We start from the raw sequence: 18,172 nt of genomic DNA on the forward strand, positions 1-18,172 counted from the left end.
TAGAAAACTTTAAAATGTCAATAAAAGCTTTTTTTGCTAAAAAATTCGCCAAAAAAATTTATGACAAGACTCAAAAATGGGCCAGGAATCCTGTTGAAACTCAGGAACGTGTTTTTAAAAACCTGATTCAGCAGGCAAAAGACACCCAATTTGGGAAAGATCATAATTTTAGTGGCATACTTTCATATTCAGATTTTGCAAAAAATGTCCCGATACGTGATTATGAAGGTCTGAAAACTTATATCGAAAAGGTTAAAAAAGGAGAAGAGAATGTTTTGTGGAAAGGGAAGCCGATATACTTTGCGAAAACTTCCGGAACAACTTCCGGAGCCAAGTATATTCCGTTGACAAAAGAGTCCATGCCGTTTCATATCCAGGCGGCACGAAATGCAATCCTTCACTACATTCATGAAACCGGAAATGCTTCTTTTGTTTCCGGAAAGATGATTTTTTTACAGGGAAGTCCTGTTTTGGAAGAAAAAAATGGAATCAAGTTAGGGCGCTTGTCAGGAATTGTAGCCCATTTTGTTCCCAAATACCTTCAAAAAAACCGAATGCCGAGTTGGGAAACCAATTGTATAGAAGATTGGGAAACCAAAGTAGATGCCATAGTTGAGGAAACGTTTGACAAGAATATGACGGTGATTTCCGGAATTCCGTCATGGGTACAGATGTATTTTGAAAAGTTGAAGCAGAAAGGAGAGAAGCCGGTTGGTGAAATTTTCAGGAATTTCAGTCTTTTTATCTATGGAGGCGTTAATTATGAGCCCTATCGCGCCAAGTTTGAAAACCTGATTGGAAGAAAAGTGGATAGCATTGAACTTTTTCCAGCCTCGGAAGGTTTTTTTGCCTATCAGGATTCCCAAAAGGAAAAAGGAATGTTACTGCTTTTAGATGCAGGGATTTTTTATGAGTTTGTAAAAGCAGACGAATTTTTTGCAGAAAATCCTAAAAGATATACCATTGGCGAAGTAGAAATGGGAATCAATTATGTGCTGATTATTTCTACAAATGCCGGACTTTGGGGCTATAACATAGGCGATACGGTACAATTCACTTCATTAAAACCTTATCGTGTTGTCGTTTCCGGTAGGATTAAGCATTATATATCCGCTTTTGGAGAGCATGTTATAGGAAAAGAAGTGGAAGAAGCACTCAGGGAAGCGATGCAAAATACGGCTGTACGCGTGAACGAATTTACCGTAGCACCACAGATTACGCCAAAAGACGGATTGCCTTATCATGAATGGTTTATTGAGTTTGAAAATGAGCCGGAAGATATTGCCGCCTTTTCACTTCGGATAGATGATGCAATGAGAAAACAGAATGTTTATTATGACGACCTGATTACAGGTAACGTTCTGCGAAAGTTGGTCGTCACCAAAGTTTCAAAAAATGGTTTTCAGGAATACATGAAATCCATAGGAAAACTGGGCGGACAGAATAAAATTCCGAGGTTGAGCAATGACAGAACTATTGCTGATAAGTTAAAATAGAAGGATGAAACTTACTACGATATTATTTTTATTTTTTGCAGCAAATGTTGCCGCCCAAACCAAAGGTGTTGTTAAGGACAGCCTGACTGGAAATCCTATTGCTTATGTAAGTATTTGGGTCGAGAATGAAAATATAGGTACTACTTCCGAAGAAAATGGTGAATACCAGATTGGCACCAATGACAAAAACAAAAACCTTATTTTTTCGGCATTGGGATATCAGAAAAAAACCGTTAAGGTTTCGGAATCACAGATAGTCCTGCTTTCACCTTCGACTTTTGAATTGGATGAGGTAACGATTAACAATAAAAAAGAAAAGAAACAGTTGGAAATAGGCAAGACCAAAAACGCCATTGCCGAAGCTTTTGACAACGGACCAAGGATGGATGCCAAATTTTTCCCATATTATCCGGAATACAAAAAAACACGCTGGATTCAAAAGGCAGTTATTTTAACTGACAGCAGAATTGATGATGCAACCATCAAGCTGCATCTTTATGATGTTGATGAAAATGGATTTCCAGGTAACGAGTTGCTGTCTAAAGACTATATCGTTACAATCAAAAAAGGCGTGACTAAAAATGAAATTGACCTATCGGATTTTAATTTAGAAATGCCCAAAACCGGAATTTTTGTGGTTTTTGAAAAATTGCTGATTAAGAAAAACAGGGTAGAAAAAACGATTAAAGATTTCAATACCAATACAACAAAAATCCAGACCACTTATGCTCCGTTAGTGCTTTATAATGCAGTGGAAAGAGATTTTTTATATAGTTTTTCCGGTGGAAGATGGTTAAAAAGAACGAGAGAAGAAATGAATCCGTTTTCGGTTTCTAAAACAATATATGAGCCTTCCGTAACATTAATACTTACTAATTGATGAAAATTAAAGCGGCATTATTTTTCTTCTTATTCAGTTTTTCTCTCTTTTCACAGGTAAAAGGTGTTGTTAAGGACGAAAGAGGAAATCCTATCCCTTTTGTAAGCATTATGGTCCAAAACGAGGAAGGCGGAACTTCGTCTGAGGAGGATGGAAGTTTTTCTATTACGGTTGATGCTGCCAAAAACCTGATTTTTTCTGCAGTAGGATTCGAAACCAAAATTATTAGGGCAGCAGAAGCAAAAAATGTGGAGTTGCATAAAAAGGAAATCGAATTGAATGAAGTAGTTATTAGTTCTGCAAAAAAGCAAAAAGAAAAAGAAATTGGCAGTTTTGGCAGGGGTGGTATACGTTATTACAGCCAGCAAACAACGGCTAAGTATTTTCCTTATTCTGAAGAAGCAAAAAATTATCCCTTTTTAAAAGAAATTACCATATATACAAGCAGTAAGATTGACAACGCTAAAGTCAATCTGCGCCTTTTAGATGTAAAATCGGATGGGTCACCTGGAGAAGATATATTAGAAGAAAATCATATTGTTGAGGTCAAAAAAGGCGGCAAGAATACGACAGTCAATATGGAGAAAAATAATATTGAAATCCCAAATACTGGGTTCTTTGTAGTTATTGAGCATTTAAGAATCAACGAAAATAAATTCAAAAAGAAAGGTCCGCAGTATAAGGACATAACCGGAAACAAAAAAAGGATGGATGTTGAAACTTATGAGCCGTTTTTTGGATTTTTGCCTTCAGAAGAAAATACCTGCTGGTATTTCAATGGAAAATGGACACAGAACGGATTACACAAAATGCAAAATCCTAAAAGCTATAGCAATTTGTTGATGAGAAAATACCATGACAAGTATTTAGAGATAGCAATGAGCATTACGCTTACCAACTAAAAAATAAAAAACCTACATTTGCAGGTTAGAAAATAAATAGAAATGAAAGAAACTAAAAATATATCACGATCAAGAGCCCAGGAGTCTTCTGCGGCTATTGAAAAGCTGTACATCACTATGCGCCATTTGTTTAATAGAGGATTCTATAAGCCAATGGGTGTTTCGGGTGATACATTGAGGGAGGCATTATTGCAATTAAGACCGGAAATCTACGGAACGATTGCAGAAGAAAAAGTAGAATTAAGCGGACTTTTGTACGTAATCGAAAGGCTTCCTGTTGGAATAGAAGAATGCCGTTTTATCAATCTTACATCAGATGAAGGCTATTCAAAATCACATTTCAAGGCAATTGTTCCTCCAAAAAGAAAGAGAAACTGCTACAGGATTGATAGCGAACAAATGAATGTTGAAATTACAAGAGGACGTTCTGATATTTATGATATCCTGACGCACCTTACCTTTATTTTTATCGAATCACATAAAATCAAGGATAGGGTTCTTTTGGATGAAAACACTAAGGAAATGACCCGTGACTGGGAAAAGCTGGAGCAGATTGTGGTTCAGAATAAAAAGCTTACCCTTATTGAAAAAGAAATAGCGATTTCGCATGCTTCTATTATTCTGGGACGTTCTTTTGAGGAAATACTGGACATTTATGAAGCTTTTGGAACGGAAGAAAAACCGGATCGTTTCCTTCACGTGATTTACTGGTTAGGAAAACTGGCTATTGAAGAGGTAATATTCAATAACAAGAGAACCATAACCTTCAGTCCTATACTCAGAGAGCGTTTAGGACACCATATCCACGGAGAAATTTGGGCGAATAATATCAAAGAAGTATTAAAGCAAAACGAATTGCTTGACAGACCGATTCATATTATCAGTGCGAATATGCATAGTGTTATGAATTCTATTTTTGCCACGCATACGCTTAAGACTAAATTTAAGGACAAGACTGACTTCTTTGTTTATGAAGAACTAAGTAAGCCGGGAGCTAATGACCTACGAAATAAAGTAGAAGAATTTGCCTTGAAATATGGCATGATTTCGTTACCGGATACTTCAGGTACCAACATCGATGTACAGATTTTTGATACGGCCAAAATAGATTGGGCAAAATCAGCATTCCCGAAAGCGAAAATAGGGGCGCACGCTCCGGTTATTATCGTCATGGATTATGCCTTTGGTGAACAGGCCTATGAAACCATAGATGAGCTTTTAAAGCCCTATAAAGATGGCAAGAACAAATATTTCCTGAATGTAGAATCGGTTTCCATCATGGGGAAGGCCGGAATCCTGGAAGGCGGAAAAGGAGATATCATGATACCGTCTGCCCATATCAACGAAGGAACAGGCGATAACTATCCTTTTGAAAACCAGCTGACAGCCGAAATGTTTGAAGGAAATGGAATTCCGGTATATGCAGGACCTATGGTTTCTGTATTGGGAACATCGCTTCAAAACAAAGATTTGCTGAAGTTTTTCCACGAATCAACATGGGGTGTCATTGGTCTTGAAATGGAAGGAGCTTACTATCAGAAAGCAATACAATCGGCTTCAAAAATCAGAAAAAGTATCAATCCTGACGTTCAGGTGAGATATGCTTATTATGCGTCAGATAATCCATTAGAAACAGGAAGCACGCTGGCTTCAGGAGGTTTAGGAACTACCGGAGTAAAACCAACCTATCTTATCACGATTAAAATACTAGAACAAATTTTTAACATAAAAACAAACTAACCATGAGTTCAAACTCACCAACCAATCCGGACAATCAAGAAATTGACTTGGCACAAGTTTCAAGAAAATTAGGAAATGTTTATCAGAATTTCTTGGCTTGGATTTTTAGAGGATTTCTTTTTGCAAGGAGAAATATTATCATTCTTACTATTCTTTTTATTGTTGGAGCAGGTTTGGGTTTTTATTTAGATAAGAACACGAAAGTTTACAATCATGAAGTTATAATTACCCCAAATTTTGGAAGTGCAGAGTATGTCTATTCAAAGGTAAATCTCATAAACTCTAAAATTAAAGAAAATGATAAGAAGTTTTTAAAATCGATCGGAATTGCTGACATAGATGACTTTTTGGAAATTGAAATAAAGCCTATTACAGATGTATATGGATTTGCAAGCCAAAAAGAACTAAATTTTGAAATAATCAAATTGATGTCTGAAAATGGAGATATCAACAAAGTAATCGAAAATCCGACAACTAGTATAAATTATACTAATCATAAGTTAAAGATTACTACCAAAGGCATTGCTTCACAAAAAAGTCTGATTGATCCGATATTGAATTATTTGAATAGTAATGAATATTTTTCTAAAATTCAGAAATCAGTACATGATAGCAATTTATTAAAATTGGAGGCGAATCAGAAAACAATCAGGCAGATCGACAGCCTTTTAGCGAGTTTTTCATCAAGTGCCAATCAATCTGGTAAAAATGATAAGCTAGTTTATTACAATGAAAATACGCAGCTCAATGATGTATTAAAAACAAAAAGCGAGCTGATTCAAGAACAGGCTAACAAAAGAATCGAAATCATTACAGGAGATAAAACGGTCAAAGAAAATGCAACTATCTTAAACATTAAAAATACAGAATCGATTAATGGAAAGCTTAAAATTGTTTTTCCATTTTTATTTATCGGATTATTTCTTTTATTTGGATTACTGAAGGATTTTTATCGCTCACAAAGTAAAAAATTAGCAACGACAACTAGTAAATAAATGGATATATCAGAATTCTCAAGACTTAATAACAAAAATAAGTATAGTAGACATCCATGGGAAACGTCGCGAAAAAATGTATTACATACTTTTTTAAAACAGGCAAAAATTCCTTTTACAATTGATAGAATTGTTGATATTGGGAGTGGCGATGCCTATGTAATACACACACTGGTTGAGAAAAAGCTGGCTAAAAAATATTTTGCAATTGATACAGCTTATACATCAGAAGTTATTGAACAACTAAAGATAAATAACAATTATAGCGAAGTTAATTATGTTCAAAATATACAAGAATATTTAGAAAATAATTCTACTGATGAATCAACTCTTTTTTTGTGTATGGATGTCTTAGAGCATTTGGAAAACGAGAAAATAATCTTAGATCATCTGAAAGCCAGCAATAACAACAATTTTTATTTTTTTGCTGTTCCAGCTTTTCAATCGGTTTTTTCAAGTCATGATGTTCTTTTGGGGCATTATCGAAGATATACCTTAGAACATTTATACTCGCTTTTAGAGAAAAACGGATTTAAAATAATTGACAAAGGATATTATTTTACTACATTGCTGATTTTTAGAAAAATAGATAAATTTTTGAAAAAAGATAAAGAAGCATCTATTGATAATTGGCAAGGTGGGAGTTTTAAAACAATGCTAATAAATACGATGTTAAAAATCGATTTTACAATTAGTCTTTTATTAAAAAAAATCGGGATTAATATTCCTGGATTATCTTGCTATAGCTTATGCAAAAAATAGCTATTATCATTCCTTGCTATAACGAAGAAAAGCGTCTTCAAGAACATTTGATTGACGAACTTATAGCAATAACAGACTGCGATATTTATTTTGCAAATGATGGAAGTAAGGACAATACATTGGTTCTGTTAAAGAAAATTTCAACAAAGCATCCTGAGCGCTGCTCTGTTATTTCTTTCGAAAAAAATCAGGGGAAAGCCGCTACTATATTTAAAGCTGTAGCAGAACTACTTGAAAAAGATACTTATCAATTTATAGGATATTTCGATGCTGATTTTTCAACTCCTGTAACCGAAGTAAAACGCATTTTAGACCAAACACATAAACATACAGAGAAACAGTTTTTTTTTGGTTCTCGTGTGATGGTTTTAAATTCCGGTATTCAGCGAAGTACACATCGCCATATTATAGGCCGTATAATTATAACATTAATAAATTTCAGGTTTAAGTTAGGTATTTATGATACTCAATGTGGAGCAAAACTCTTTTCCGACAAAATTTTACGCCAATCTTTTCAAAAGCCGTTCGTAACCTCATGGCTTTTCGATGTGGAGATTTTCATTAGACTTAAAAAGGAAAATTTACTACAATTTGGTAAAGAAATTCCCATTTATGACTGGCGTGATGTGTTAGGATCTAAATTAGGCTGGAAAACTGCTTTTAAGATTTTGAAAGAATTATACAAATTGGTTAAAACGTACTGATTAGTTTTTAGTTAGGCAATGGAGATCCTTCGTTTGGACCCAATTTTACAACCATTATTCCATCAATTAATTCAATAGAATTTGAATTTGGCCATACTGGTAGAGTTGCAATTCTTTCCTTAATTTTTGCATACCCTGCTTGATTCGTAATTTGTAAGTTAGCAATTCCCATATAGCTGTAGAAATTTTGAATACGATAGTTGTTCCCATTATCCCATTTTAAAAATGATCCTGAAAAAATTTCAGATTGTGGCAATGCAAACTTATCGTAAAATTCTCCTGTAATGCTTCCGTGAAAATAAACAGGTGTTTTATTCAAATCAATTTCCGGATATTTAGTATTAATTTTTAAAAGAATTGTTTTAGCATTGTTAACGTCTTGTCCAACAATTTTGTTTTGGGAATTATATAATTCGGTAACATAATAAATATTAATGAATGATATCACAAAAGTAACTGCTATGGGAATATTAGAAGTTTTAAGACGATTCATCAGCAGAATAAATGGAACGGCAAATACAATTCCCATTGACATATATAATCTTGGAGGATGATAGCCATTTGTTATAAAATAAGAGAGAGTAAATGGCATAATCAATAAAATCGCTATGATTCCAAATTTTAAAAAAAACATTTTTTTATCGAGAGCATATTTTAAAATTAACACACTAAAAAGTAATGTGCTGATTAAAAATAATGTGTTTCCATAAAACATTTTACCCTTGATGAGTTCAATCCACAGCTTATAAAATGCTACTAATTTGTTTTCACTTTCACCAGCTACATACGATGATAGATAGCTTCCTTGAATAGGAGGACACAATAAATCCACACTTAAAAAATATAGACCAGATCCAATTGCCAATACTATTGCAAAAATTATATTCTTTTTAAGCTCATATTTAAATGAAAAAGAAGAAAGATTTGAATTGATTAACATTTGTGTTAAACAAAGCACTATAGGAATGAAAATCAGTGCCTGATAAATTGAGAGCGCAAATGTGATTAAGAGTGCAGAAAGAGTGAAAAGACCTAATTTAGTGTACTTGTTTTTTTGATCGTATGCTAATAAAAATAGAGAATAACTATAAACATTTAACAAAAATGCCAACCCTACTGCTTCTGCCTGAACTAAAAAAACCAATTGATAGGCGAGTTGTGGGAATGTTAAAAAGAGGGAACAAAAAAGATAAGCATTAATACCTCTTAATTTTAGAGTTCTACAAATCTCTACGGCGGCTAAACTCATAAAAGCTAATGCAGCAAGTAAGGTAAAGTAAGGAGTGTAACCTCCTAGTAATTTATAGCGGATGAAATTTAGCCCCCATCTACCTAAACTCATTGCAAAATCTGGATATATAGGATTTTCTCCGTCAATTGTTACCGTAAAATTTGCTAATGCATAACCATAGCAAATCAAACAAATTGCAAAAGAATAGGTAAATAGTTTAAATTTTTGAGGATATCTCTGCAAAGTTATCATAGAATTTTTTTCAAAAATAGAATAAAAATATAAATGATTATTTAATTCTCGATAACATTTATTCTAAATTAATATATTTGAATATGATTAAGAAAATCTATGAATAAATATTTAAGCTTAAAAATTAAAATAATATCATTTTTGTCTATCGTAATGGTAGTTTTATTGCATTGCTATAATCTTGATATAAAGCATAGTGATATTAGTTTAGTTTTAGAAAAAGATTACAATTGGTTTATACAAAATTTCATTTCCTACGGTATTACACGTGTGGCCGTCCCTATTTTTTTCATAATTTCAGGTTACTTGTTTTTTTATACGTTTAAAGGCAACAACGATTTTCTTTCTAAAATTAAAAAACGATTTTTTACACTAGTTATCCCTTTTTTATTTTGGTCTGGTTTTGGAATTTTATTTTATTTTATTTTACAATCCATTCCACAAGGACGAGTTTTTTTTTCAAAAAAATTAATCGTTGATTTTAACTTCTTGGATTGGTGGAGAGCTTTAATTACACAACCTATTTCGTACCAACTTTGGTTCCTTAGAGATTTAATTGTATTAACAATTTTATCACCGATTATCTTTATAATAATTCGCCGATTTGGAATTTTTTTTCTTTTCGCCATTTTTCCGTTTTGGTTTTTGACAATTGATAATATAATGTTTACTAGTGAAGCATTGTTGTTTTTTTCACTAGGACTATTTCTTTGTCTAAAGCATCGTGATATTCTCAACAAACAAGTTTCAAGAAAAACTGCTTTGACTTTTTTATGTATATGGCTGACACTATTAATAATCAAAACAACACTTCAAATGTATTATGAAAATCATTTCATAATTTTCGCATTACAAAAATTATCAATTTGTATAGGCATTGTAGCCATATGGTTAATCTATGATGCAGTTTTTCCACTATTTAAAAACAAATTACAAAAAACAGATGTGTATGGTCTTTCATTTTTTATTTATGTATTTCATGAACCATTTCTTACACTTGTTAAAAAGGGATTATTTTTTATTTTAGGCAAATCAGTTGTTGATCATTTTCTCATTTTCTTAATTTCTGGTCCCATAGTGATAACGATTTGTCTAATCCTTGGATATTTTTTTAAAACTAAACTTCCTGATTTATATAATTTTACAACAGGAAATCGAGGTTAGATTTTTTTTTAAACTCTATTTAACATTTCAAAAAAAATATATATGTTTGCAAAAAAAATTAAATCATAAAATGATGAAATCAAAAAGTTCCTTCTTCGCATTATTAGTAGTGTTATTTTTAGTTTCTTGTAAAGGTGATAACCCTCAGAAGACAGAGGAAACTCCTAAAGAAGAAGCTAAAAAAATTGGATTTCTTGTAACGCTAAATGCTGTAGTTCCTAAAAATGACAATTTTGAGCTTAGCTATCGAGAAACAGAACAAATGCCTTATGAAGAGGCTACTATTGTTTCAACTGCAGTTACAGGAAGCCCGGAACCGCAAAACATTGTATTTGGAGTAAATGAAGGTGATATTCCAAACTTTATTCGCTTAGATTATGGAATCAATAAAGAGCAAGGCGAAATCCTAATCAAGTCGCTTAAAATAGAATATAAAGGGAAACAGTTTATGATGAATGGTAAAGAATTCTTTAACTATATTATGATTAATCCAACAAATCTGAAAGCAAATCTAGAAAAAGTTTCGCTAACACCATTTGTTTCGGCTGACGGAGGGTATGATCCAATGTCTTATTCTGAAAAACCACTTTACGAAGAAATTCAGAAGCTTCTATAATAAGAAAAACACCTTCTATAAAGATGAGCCCGATATATTTATCGGGCTCATCTTTTTTTGTTGATTTCTTACAATAGTTTCCATCTGTTAGATTTTAGATATTTTCTACATATTCATTTTGAAATTTTATCCCTCCGTTTTTATTTTTTTATCTGATAAGGTATGTTACAAATATCCTATTATTAGTGTCTGACTTTTGAGAAATGGCTCACTTATGGGGATTTTATTATTAAATTTAAATTCATAAATAGATAATCATATATTTGTGACAAACTTTACAGTTTCGGATTTGAACAAAATTTTAAAAAGCTTCACATCAAGCAAGACATTAAAAAACTTTATCATATATGGTTTTGGGCAGGCAATTAATCTAGCCAGCCCTTTATTAATAACACCCTATATTATCTATATCTGCGGTCTTGAAAAATTAGGTATTATAGCTATTGGGCAATCTCTGGCTTATATTCTAAATGTTATTATTGATTATAGCTCAAATATTATCGGAGTAAAAGAAATTTCAATAAATCGTGATAATATTGCCAAGCTTCAACATATATTTTTAGCAGTATATATTTCAAGAATATTTTTGTCAACAATTGTTATAGGCATTGTTATTTTTCTAGTCTTAGCAGTACCTTATTGTGGCAAAAATGCCCTAATGGTATTTTTGAGTACCTCTATCATAATTGGGCAAGCGATTAATCCTACCTGGTTTTTACAAGGGATAGAAAACTTTAAATGGATATCTATAATCAATATTTTATCAAAAGTTATTTATATACTGGGCATCTTTATTTTTCTGAAAACAGAAGATGATTATATCTATGCTAACTTATGGCTCGGTTTAGGGACAATAATAGCCAGCATGATTGCTTTTGTTTGGCTGGTTGGAAAATACAACTTTAAATATAAGTCCGAATCACTGAGTGGGGCAAAAGAAATTCTGAAAAAAGATTTTATGTTTTGCGTTTCACAGTTCTTCTTTGCTATAAGAAATTATTCGTCAGTTTTGGTAATCGGATTCTTTGCCGGAGATTTTGTCGCCGGACAGTTTAAGGTAATAGAGCAAATTATTAACCTTTTTAGGACTTATCTCCAAATGTTTTTCAAATTTACATATACATATGTCTGTTTTGAAATCGACAAAGGTATTTACAGAGGACTGTTACTTTGGAAAAAATACAACGGATTGAATTTGATTTTTTTATTTTCCTTATTGGTACTAACCTTTATTTTTTCAGATGAGATATTGCATTTTTTTAAAGTTGGACATGAATTAGTCAACAAACTTGGCAAATATTTAAAATTAGCTTTAATACTCCCTTTTCTGATTGGAATTACACTACCTTTAGAGCAATTAATTTTTAATTTTTCAAAAAACAAAGAATATATTAGACTAACAATAACATCAACATTTTTTAATATTTTAGGACTCTCAATACTAATGAGTATCAATAAAAATTTATATTATGCATTCATGATATTGATAGCAATAGAGATGTTCTTAATTATGGCTTATTTAATTTTGTTGAAGCCCTACCTGTTTAAGAGAAAATACACTAAAGGATGAAAGAATTACTAAGATTTTGGTATAAGAAAATATATCAAAAGATGAATTATGACGTACATAAAGCGCTATTGTTAAACGGAAAAATACTTTCACAACTAAATAGCCAAAAGGATACAATAAAATCTCTTGATGAGGTAGAATTTCAAGTTTTTTCACAAAGGGGAGAAGATGGTGTTCTACAATATCTGATTAGTAAAATAGACATCCCCAATAAGATTTTTATTGAATTTGGAGTGGAAACTTATACAGAATCCAATACGAGGTTCCTTCTTATAAACGATAACTGGAGCGGACTTGTGATTGATGGTTCAGAAAAAAATATCGATTTCATTAAAAAAGATTTTATTTATTGGAAATATGATATTACAGCCAAAAAGAGTTTTATTACAAAAGACAATATTGATGATTTGATTTCAAGCTATACTGATATCAAAGATATTGGATTGTTAAGCGTTGATATTGATGGGAACGACTATTGGGTTTGGGAAGCCATAAATTGTATAAATCCTAGAATTGTTGTTTGTGAATATAATTCTGCTTATGGTCCGGAAAAAAAATTAACCATTCCTTACAAAGAAAATTTTGTTAGGAACATTGAACATTATTCTGAGCTTTATTTTGGAGCTTCCTTAGCTGCCTTCTGTGATTTAGCAGAAAAAAAAGGATATCAATTTGTTGGAACAACAAGTGCAGGGGTAAATGCCTATTTTGTTAGAAATGATTTGGTTAGACCATTCAATACGTATACGGCAAAAGAAGGATTTAATGAATCTGCGAATCGCGACTCAAAAACTAAAGAAGGAAAATTATCTTTTCTCAGACATTCAGAAAGATTGAAATTGATTGAAGAAATGCCCATTTTTGATATAGACGAAAACAGAATATTAAAAATTAAAGAGGCTTTTAAGACTGAATAGTTTGGCTAAATAACTATGAAAAAAAGAGACCTATTATATCAAACGTTATACTTTTCTTGTATTGGAGTAACATTCTTGAATAACTATGAATTGGTATTTGCGGTTTGGGTGATTACTATTTTTTTGACTTTACAAAAATTGTATTCTCAAAGTTTAATAAAATATATTTCTTTTTTTGTAGTGATACTATTAACTGCGATAGTAAGCGGAATTTTTAGAGAACACTCACCATATAATGCTATACGTGACATTACCTATCTGGCCAAACCTATTATTGGATTGTGGGCAGGTTATCAATTGTGTAAGATTTCCTCAAAGGAAGCATTGAAAATGTTTATTTATACAGGTACTATTCTTTCGATTATTCATATCGTTATTATAATCATAACGGTATTGGATTCAGGCACATTTTCAGTAAACATGATTAGGGAGAAAGGGGGCTATTTCAGTGATTATGAAATTTATGTTTTAGTAATGCTCATTTTTCATGAAAAATTTAGAATAGAAATCCCCAAATCTAGAATACGTTTCCTTACTCTTTTAGTGGGAGTTTCATGTTTTTTATATCTAGCTAGGACAAATCTGATTCAATTTATAATATTTATAGTAGCATTAAAAGGCTATTTTACATTAAATAAGCGATCATTAACAATTCTTTCTTCAGTTTTTATATCTGTCCTTATTGGCTATGCAATTATATATTCAATTAATCCAAAACGAAACGGAAAAGGACTTGAGGCATTTTTGTACAAAATAAAGATAGCTCCTATTGAACCTTTTAAAACTCGAATCAATAAAGATGACTGGAAGGATTTTAATGATAATTATAGATCTTATGAAAATATAATTACTGTAAAACAAGTTTCTAGTAAAGGAACAAGTGCAGTTTTATTTGGAGAAGGAACAGGTGCTACTCTTGATTTAGGGAGGGAAGTCTGGTCTAATGATGGCGAATTTGTCAGATTCATACCCATCGTACATAATGGGTATATGACTGTTTTTTTAAAGTCAGGACTATTTGGGGTTTTCTTTCTTCTTTCGTTTATCCTAACCCTTATGAGACAAAAAAGGAATAATGACGATACAATTAGGCATATCAATTATTTTTTGACCGGTACAGCCATATTTCTAATTTTCTCAAACTGGGTATTTTTAGGACTTTATTTAAAACTTGACAATAAATCAGTCATTATTGGATTTTTAATCGCTTTGAGATTGGTTATTTATAAAGAAAATAGTAGAATGGCTTTAATTGAAAACACACATGAAAAAACTTAATATCTTTGTCGACTCTCATGTCTTTGATGATGGTTTTCAGGGAACTACTACCTATTTAAAAGGACTCTATCAGGAATTAATTAAGAATTCAGACAAACATTTCTTCTTTGCTGCTAAGAATATAAAAAATCTACAGGATATTTTTGGCCTGCAGGATAATATTACCTATCTAAAATATGCCTCTGGTAATAAGTTTTATAGGCTGATGATTGATATTCCAAAACTAGTAAAAAAACATAAAATCGATTATGCTCATTTCCAGTATATTGTTCCACCAATCAAACGATGCAAATATATTGTTACAGTACATGATGTCTTGTTTATCGACTTTCCGGATTATTTTCCTTTTTTTAATAGAGTAAAAAACCAGTTTTTATTTAAAGTAAGTGCTAAGATTTCAGATGTTGTATTGACAGTTTCCGAGTACTCTAAAAAACAGATTGAAAATCATTTTGGCATCAATAATATCCATATTACAACAAATGCAGTTTCTGGTGAGTTTTTTGAGGCTTATAAAAAAGAGGAGATACAAAAAGAAATTTTGAAAAAATATAACATTTCGAATTATCTGATTTATGTGAGCCGATGGGAACCGAGAAAAAATCATAATTTGATTTTAAAAAGTTTTGTTGATTTAGGCCTATATAAAAAGTATAGCCTGGTATTCATAGGAGAAATTACCTTTGAGAATAAAGAATACACCACTTTATTAAATACTTTAGATATCACTATAAAAGAAAAGATTCATTCTTTTGAGAATCTTAAGTTTATAGAAATGCTTAAGTTTTTGCGAGGCTCACAAGTTTCAATGTATCCGTCACTTGCAGAAGGTTTTGGAATTCCTCCATTAGAATCAGTAGCTGCTGGAATACCTACTATAACATCAAATGCAACAGCAATGTCCGATTTCGATTTTCTAAAAGAATATAGCTTCAATCCTTTGAATCAACAAGAATTTGAAGAAAAGCTTTTAAAAACATTGCGGGAAGGAGACATAAAAGTTGAAGAACTAAGACAATATTTAAAAGACAAATACAGCTGGGAAAAATCGGCAAGAAATTATAATCTGGCATTAAAAGCATAAAAATCCTTGATTTATTCAGGTCTTTTTTTGTAAGGCATCTAAATTCTCTCTATAAATTCAATTAATCATAATAGAGTACTATTTATATAGAAACAGAAATAACTATAAATTATTGAATTTTAAACAGTATAATACAATAACTGAAATTTCATCAAAGTTTTAGACCAACATTTTCTTAAGACTATCTTAAAATTACTACTTTTGCATCCGGAAAAGGAAAAACTTAAATGAGAATAGCCATATTAGGAACTAGAGGCGTGCCAAATTACTATGGTGGTTTTGAACAATTTGCCGAGTTTTTTTCAACGTATCTTGCTGAAAAAGGGCATGAGGTTTATGTATATAATTCTCACAATCATCCGTATCAAGAAAAAATATTTAAAGGTGTAAATATCATTCACCAATACGACCCGGAGCATAAAATGGGAACTTTTGGTCAGTTCATCTATGATTACAACTGTATCATGGATTCCCGAAAAAGGGACTTCGATATTATACTCCAGCTTGGCTATACCAGTAATTCGGTATGGTATTTCCTGCTTCCTAAAAATTCTGTCATCATTACTAATATGGATGGCATGGAGTGGAAAAGGACAAAATATTCTAAAATTGTACAACAGGCACTGAAATTTGCTGAAAAACTGGCTGTAAAAAGTAGTGACTGTCTGGTTGCAGACTCTATTGGAATCCAAAATTATCTTTTAGCTAAATACAAAAAATCTTCAACTTATATTGCTTACGGAAGTTCCGTTTTTGAAAATCCAAGCGAAAACATACTCGAAACATACCAATTGCAAAAAGATAATTTTAATATGATTTTGGCCCGCCTGGAGCCTGAAAACAATATAGAAATGATTCTTGATGGTATTTCTCTGAGTACCGATAAGACTCCAATTATAGTCATTGGAAACCATCAAACTAAATTTGGAGAATATCTTAAGGCAAAATTTAAAAATTATCCCACTATCAAATTTTTAGGTGCTATATATAATTTTGAACAGCTAAACAATTTGAGATATTTTTCTAAACTGTATTTTCATGGGCATACAGTTGGCGGAACCAATCCTTCATTATTAGAAGCTATGGCTTCCAGCGCTTTAATTCTGGCTCATGATAATGAGTTTAACAAAAGTATTTTAAAAGAGAACGCCTATTATTTTTCATCGGTTGAAGATGTTAAAAATTTAACTCAGACAATCGAAAAAAGTGATAACTTGCGATTGATTCAGAATAACCTGAATGCAATACGCAACGAATTTAATTGGGAAAAAATAAATGGCGAGTATCTACAACTTTTTCAAGGATGTATTTCAAGATCTGAAAAAAGAAAATAGCGAGAATAAATCTTTTATTACTGTTGTAGTACTCCTGCTTTCTATTCCGTTAGGTTATGCCGTGAATAGCATTGCACTGGGAATTTTCGTAGGAGTTTCATTAATTACTTTCCAGAAAGAAAATTTCAAAATCAAAAAAAACCTTGTTTGGCCAATTTTGTTGTATCTTTTAATGGTTCTATCCCTTATTTGGACACTAAGCGTTTCAAGAACATTATCTTCACTTTCAAAGGAATTGCCATTATTGTTGATTCCACTTTGTTTTTTTATAATAAAAGTATTTACAAAAGATCAGCTTTTTAAAATATTTAAATACTACAGCTATGGAATGCTGATCTATTCAGTTTTTTATTTTATAAAAGCTACTATCCGCTATTTAATTACAAAAGATATTTCGGTTTTTTTCTATCACGAACTAGTCACCAAAGATCTGAATGCGATTCATGTTTCTATATACATGTCATTGGCCTGTTTTTATTTTATGTCAAAGAAAAACAAGCAGCTTGTTGATAAGATGGCTATTGCGGTGCTTACGGTTACTATCTTATTCTTATCCTCCAAAAATGTAGTAATTGTATTTTTAGCACTGACGGTACTTTATTATTTCTTTTATTCAGACATTTCCAAAAAAGCAAAATATGCCAGTGGAATCGGGATTCTTTTAGTTTTAACCTCATTGACATTTGTAAAACAGGTAAGAGACCGGTTTTTGGTAGACGTCAAAACCAATGTTAAAGAGAATACGCTTGCAGAAGGAGACGGAATGGAGAATGTGTACAATGTAAGCATACGCCAAGCATGGAATAATGAAAAATTTCAACCCAACGATTTCTTTCCAGGAGCTGCCTTTCGCGTATATCAGATTAGGATTTTTCTTGAAATAATGAAAGAGGAACCTGTTTTTTTTACCGGATATGGCCTAAATGCTTCAAATATTAAAGTCGAGGAAAAAGCTAAAGAATATAATATTTTTTATGGCTATGCAAAATACAATTTCCATAATCAATACATTCAAAATTTTGCAGAACTCGGTTTTTTTGGTTTTGCCATTTTGTTAGTAATGTTATTTATTAACGTTAAAAATGCCATTAATAATAAATATTTTCTGCATATTGTTTTTGCAATTCTAATGATAACGTTATTTTTGACCGAATCATTTCTTTGGAGACAAAGAGGGATTATGTATTTTACAATGATGTATTGCCTTTTCAATTCGGAAAGATTGGTTATGGCCCAAAAAAAGTAAT

General features: G+C 31.7%; 16 protein-coding genes. 15 read left to right on the plus strand and 1 reads right to left on the minus strand.

All coding sequences use genetic code 11. The annotated features are described in order from the left end of the window. Positions 1 to 14: 14 nt before the first annotated feature. From ASG38_RS03305 to ASG38_RS03335, 7 genes are read left to right on the plus strand one after another with little or no spacing between them, the layout of a single operon-like run. Positions 15 to 1,496: a GH3 auxin-responsive promoter family protein gene (locus tag ASG38_RS03305; RefSeq protein WP_056067115.1), complete on the plus strand. Its 1,482-nt coding sequence runs from the start codon at positions 15 to 17 to the stop codon at positions 1,494 to 1,496. A gap of 4 nt (positions 1,497 to 1,500) precedes the next feature. Beyond that, positions 1,501 to 2,376: a carboxypeptidase-like regulatory domain-containing protein gene (locus ASG38_RS03310; RefSeq protein ID WP_056067117.1), complete on the plus strand. Its 876-nt coding sequence runs from the start codon at positions 1,501 to 1,503 to the stop codon at positions 2,374 to 2,376. Further along, positions 2,376 to 3,278: a carboxypeptidase-like regulatory domain-containing protein gene (locus ASG38_RS03315; RefSeq protein WP_056067119.1), complete on the plus strand. Its 903-nt coding sequence runs from the start codon at positions 2,376 to 2,378 to the stop codon at positions 3,276 to 3,278. Before ASG38_RS03310 ends, ASG38_RS03315 begins: the two co-directional genes overlap by 1 nt. A gap of 42 nt (positions 3,279 to 3,320) precedes the next feature. Next, positions 3,321 to 5,018, plus strand: a complete 1,698-nt coding sequence (locus tag ASG38_RS03320; protein WP_056067121.1) for a hypothetical protein — start codon at positions 3,321 to 3,323, stop codon at positions 5,016 to 5,018. 2 nt (positions 5,019 to 5,020) lie between these two features. Next, complete coding sequence (locus ASG38_RS03325; RefSeq protein ID WP_056067123.1) at positions 5,021 to 6,013, plus strand: hypothetical protein; 993 nt, start codon at positions 5,021 to 5,023, stop codon at positions 6,011 to 6,013. Continuing rightward, positions 6,014 to 6,775: a hypothetical protein gene (locus tag ASG38_RS03330; protein ID WP_056067125.1), complete on the plus strand. Its 762-nt coding sequence runs from the start codon at positions 6,014 to 6,016 to the stop codon at positions 6,773 to 6,775. Beyond that, the gene (locus ASG38_RS03335) at positions 6,763 to 7,479 is read left to right on the plus strand and encodes a glycosyltransferase (RefSeq protein WP_056067127.1); all 717 of its coding nucleotides are present in this window, start codon (positions 6,763 to 6,765) and stop codon (positions 7,477 to 7,479) included. Before ASG38_RS03330 ends, ASG38_RS03335 begins: the two co-directional genes overlap by 13 nt. Positions 7,480 to 7,486: 7 nt before the next feature. Here ASG38_RS03335 and ASG38_RS03340 read toward each other — a convergent pair whose 3' ends face one another. Next, entirely contained in the window at positions 7,487 to 8,962 is a 1,476-nt protein-coding gene (locus ASG38_RS03340) for a glucosyltransferase domain-containing protein (protein WP_056067129.1), read from the minus strand. A gap of 99 nt (positions 8,963 to 9,061) precedes the next feature. Between ASG38_RS03340 and ASG38_RS03345 the strand changes: the two genes are divergently transcribed. From ASG38_RS03345 to ASG38_RS03380, 8 genes are all read left to right on the plus strand, one after another. Next, positions 9,062 to 10,126: an acyltransferase gene (locus ASG38_RS03345; RefSeq protein ID WP_056067131.1), complete on the plus strand. Its 1,065-nt coding sequence runs from the start codon at positions 9,062 to 9,064 to the stop codon at positions 10,124 to 10,126. 70 nt (positions 10,127 to 10,196) lie between these two features. Continuing rightward, complete coding sequence (locus ASG38_RS03350) at positions 10,197 to 10,742, plus strand: hypothetical protein (RefSeq protein WP_157486003.1); 546 nt, start codon at positions 10,197 to 10,199, stop codon at positions 10,740 to 10,742. 289 nt (positions 10,743 to 11,031) lie between these two features. Beyond that, positions 11,032 to 12,312 carry an oligosaccharide flippase family protein gene (locus ASG38_RS03355; RefSeq protein WP_056067137.1) on the plus strand — a complete coding sequence of 427 codons (1,281 nt, stop codon included), beginning with the start codon at positions 11,032 to 11,034 and terminating at the stop codon, positions 12,310 to 12,312. Further along, a complete protein-coding gene (locus tag ASG38_RS03360) occupies positions 12,309 to 13,229 on the plus strand; it encodes a hypothetical protein (RefSeq protein WP_056067138.1) in 921 nt (306 codons plus the stop codon). The genes ASG38_RS03355 and ASG38_RS03360 overlap by 4 nt, the downstream gene beginning before the upstream one ends. 15 nt (positions 13,230 to 13,244) lie before the next feature. Beyond that, on the plus strand, positions 13,245 to 14,507 hold the full coding sequence (locus tag ASG38_RS03365; protein ID WP_056067140.1) for a hypothetical protein: 1,263 nt from the start codon (positions 13,245 to 13,247) through the stop codon (positions 14,505 to 14,507). After that, positions 14,494 to 15,591: a glycosyltransferase family 1 protein gene (locus ASG38_RS03370; RefSeq protein ID WP_056067141.1), complete on the plus strand. Its 1,098-nt coding sequence runs from the start codon at positions 14,494 to 14,496 to the stop codon at positions 15,589 to 15,591. Before ASG38_RS03365 ends, ASG38_RS03370 begins: the two co-directional genes overlap by 14 nt. A gap of 227 nt (positions 15,592 to 15,818) precedes the next feature. Next, positions 15,819 to 16,925 carry a DUF1972 domain-containing protein gene (locus tag ASG38_RS03375; RefSeq protein WP_056067143.1) on the plus strand — a complete coding sequence of 369 codons (1,107 nt, stop codon included), beginning with the start codon at positions 15,819 to 15,821 and terminating at the stop codon, positions 16,923 to 16,925. Continuing rightward, positions 16,867 to 18,171: an O-antigen ligase gene (locus tag ASG38_RS03380; RefSeq protein WP_056067146.1), complete on the plus strand. Its 1,305-nt coding sequence runs from the start codon at positions 16,867 to 16,869 to the stop codon at positions 18,169 to 18,171. The genes ASG38_RS03375 and ASG38_RS03380 overlap by 59 nt, the downstream gene beginning before the upstream one ends. Position 18,172 lies beyond the last annotated feature (1 nt).

It is taken from the genome of Flavobacterium sp. Leaf359, from assembly GCF_001423985.1.
Classification (GTDB): domain Bacteria; phylum Bacteroidota; class Bacteroidia; order Flavobacteriales; family Flavobacteriaceae; genus Flavobacterium; species Flavobacterium lindanitolerans.

Coding starts and splice junctions, on each gene's coding strand:
- ASG38_RS03305 (WP_056067115.1), top strand. CDS start 15: ATGTCAATAAAAGCTTTTTTTGCTAAAAAATTCGCCAAAAAAATTTAT.
- ASG38_RS03310 (WP_056067117.1), top strand. CDS start 1,501: ATGAAACTTACTACGATATTATTTTTATTTTTTGCAGCAAATGTTGCC.
- ASG38_RS03315 (WP_056067119.1), top strand. CDS start 2,376: ATGAAAATTAAAGCGGCATTATTTTTCTTCTTATTCAGTTTTTCTCTC.
- ASG38_RS03320 (WP_056067121.1), top strand. CDS start 3,321: ATGAAAGAAACTAAAAATATATCACGATCAAGAGCCCAGGAGTCTTCT.
- ASG38_RS03325 (WP_056067123.1), top strand. CDS start 5,021: ATGAGTTCAAACTCACCAACCAATCCGGACAATCAAGAAATTGACTTG.
- ASG38_RS03330 (WP_056067125.1), top strand. CDS start 6,014: ATGGATATATCAGAATTCTCAAGACTTAATAACAAAAATAAGTATAGT.
- ASG38_RS03335 (WP_056067127.1), top strand. CDS start 6,763: ATGCAAAAAATAGCTATTATCATTCCTTGCTATAACGAAGAAAAGCGT.
- ASG38_RS03340 (WP_056067129.1), bottom strand. CDS start 8,962: ATGATAACTTTGCAGAGATATCCTCAAAAATTTAAACTATTTACCTAT.
- ASG38_RS03345 (WP_056067131.1), top strand. CDS start 9,062: ATGAATAAATATTTAAGCTTAAAAATTAAAATAATATCATTTTTGTCT.
- ASG38_RS03350 (WP_157486003.1), top strand. CDS start 10,197: ATGATGAAATCAAAAAGTTCCTTCTTCGCATTATTAGTAGTGTTATTT.
- ASG38_RS03360 (WP_056067138.1), top strand. CDS start 12,309: ATGAAAGAATTACTAAGATTTTGGTATAAGAAAATATATCAAAAGATG.
- ASG38_RS03365 (WP_056067140.1), top strand. CDS start 13,245: ATGAAAAAAAGAGACCTATTATATCAAACGTTATACTTTTCTTGTATT.
- ASG38_RS03370 (WP_056067141.1), top strand. CDS start 14,494: ATGAAAAAACTTAATATCTTTGTCGACTCTCATGTCTTTGATGATGGT.
- ASG38_RS03375 (WP_056067143.1), top strand. CDS start 15,819: ATGAGAATAGCCATATTAGGAACTAGAGGCGTGCCAAATTACTATGGT.
- ASG38_RS03380 (WP_056067146.1), top strand. CDS start 16,867: ATGGCGAGTATCTACAACTTTTTCAAGGATGTATTTCAAGATCTGAAA.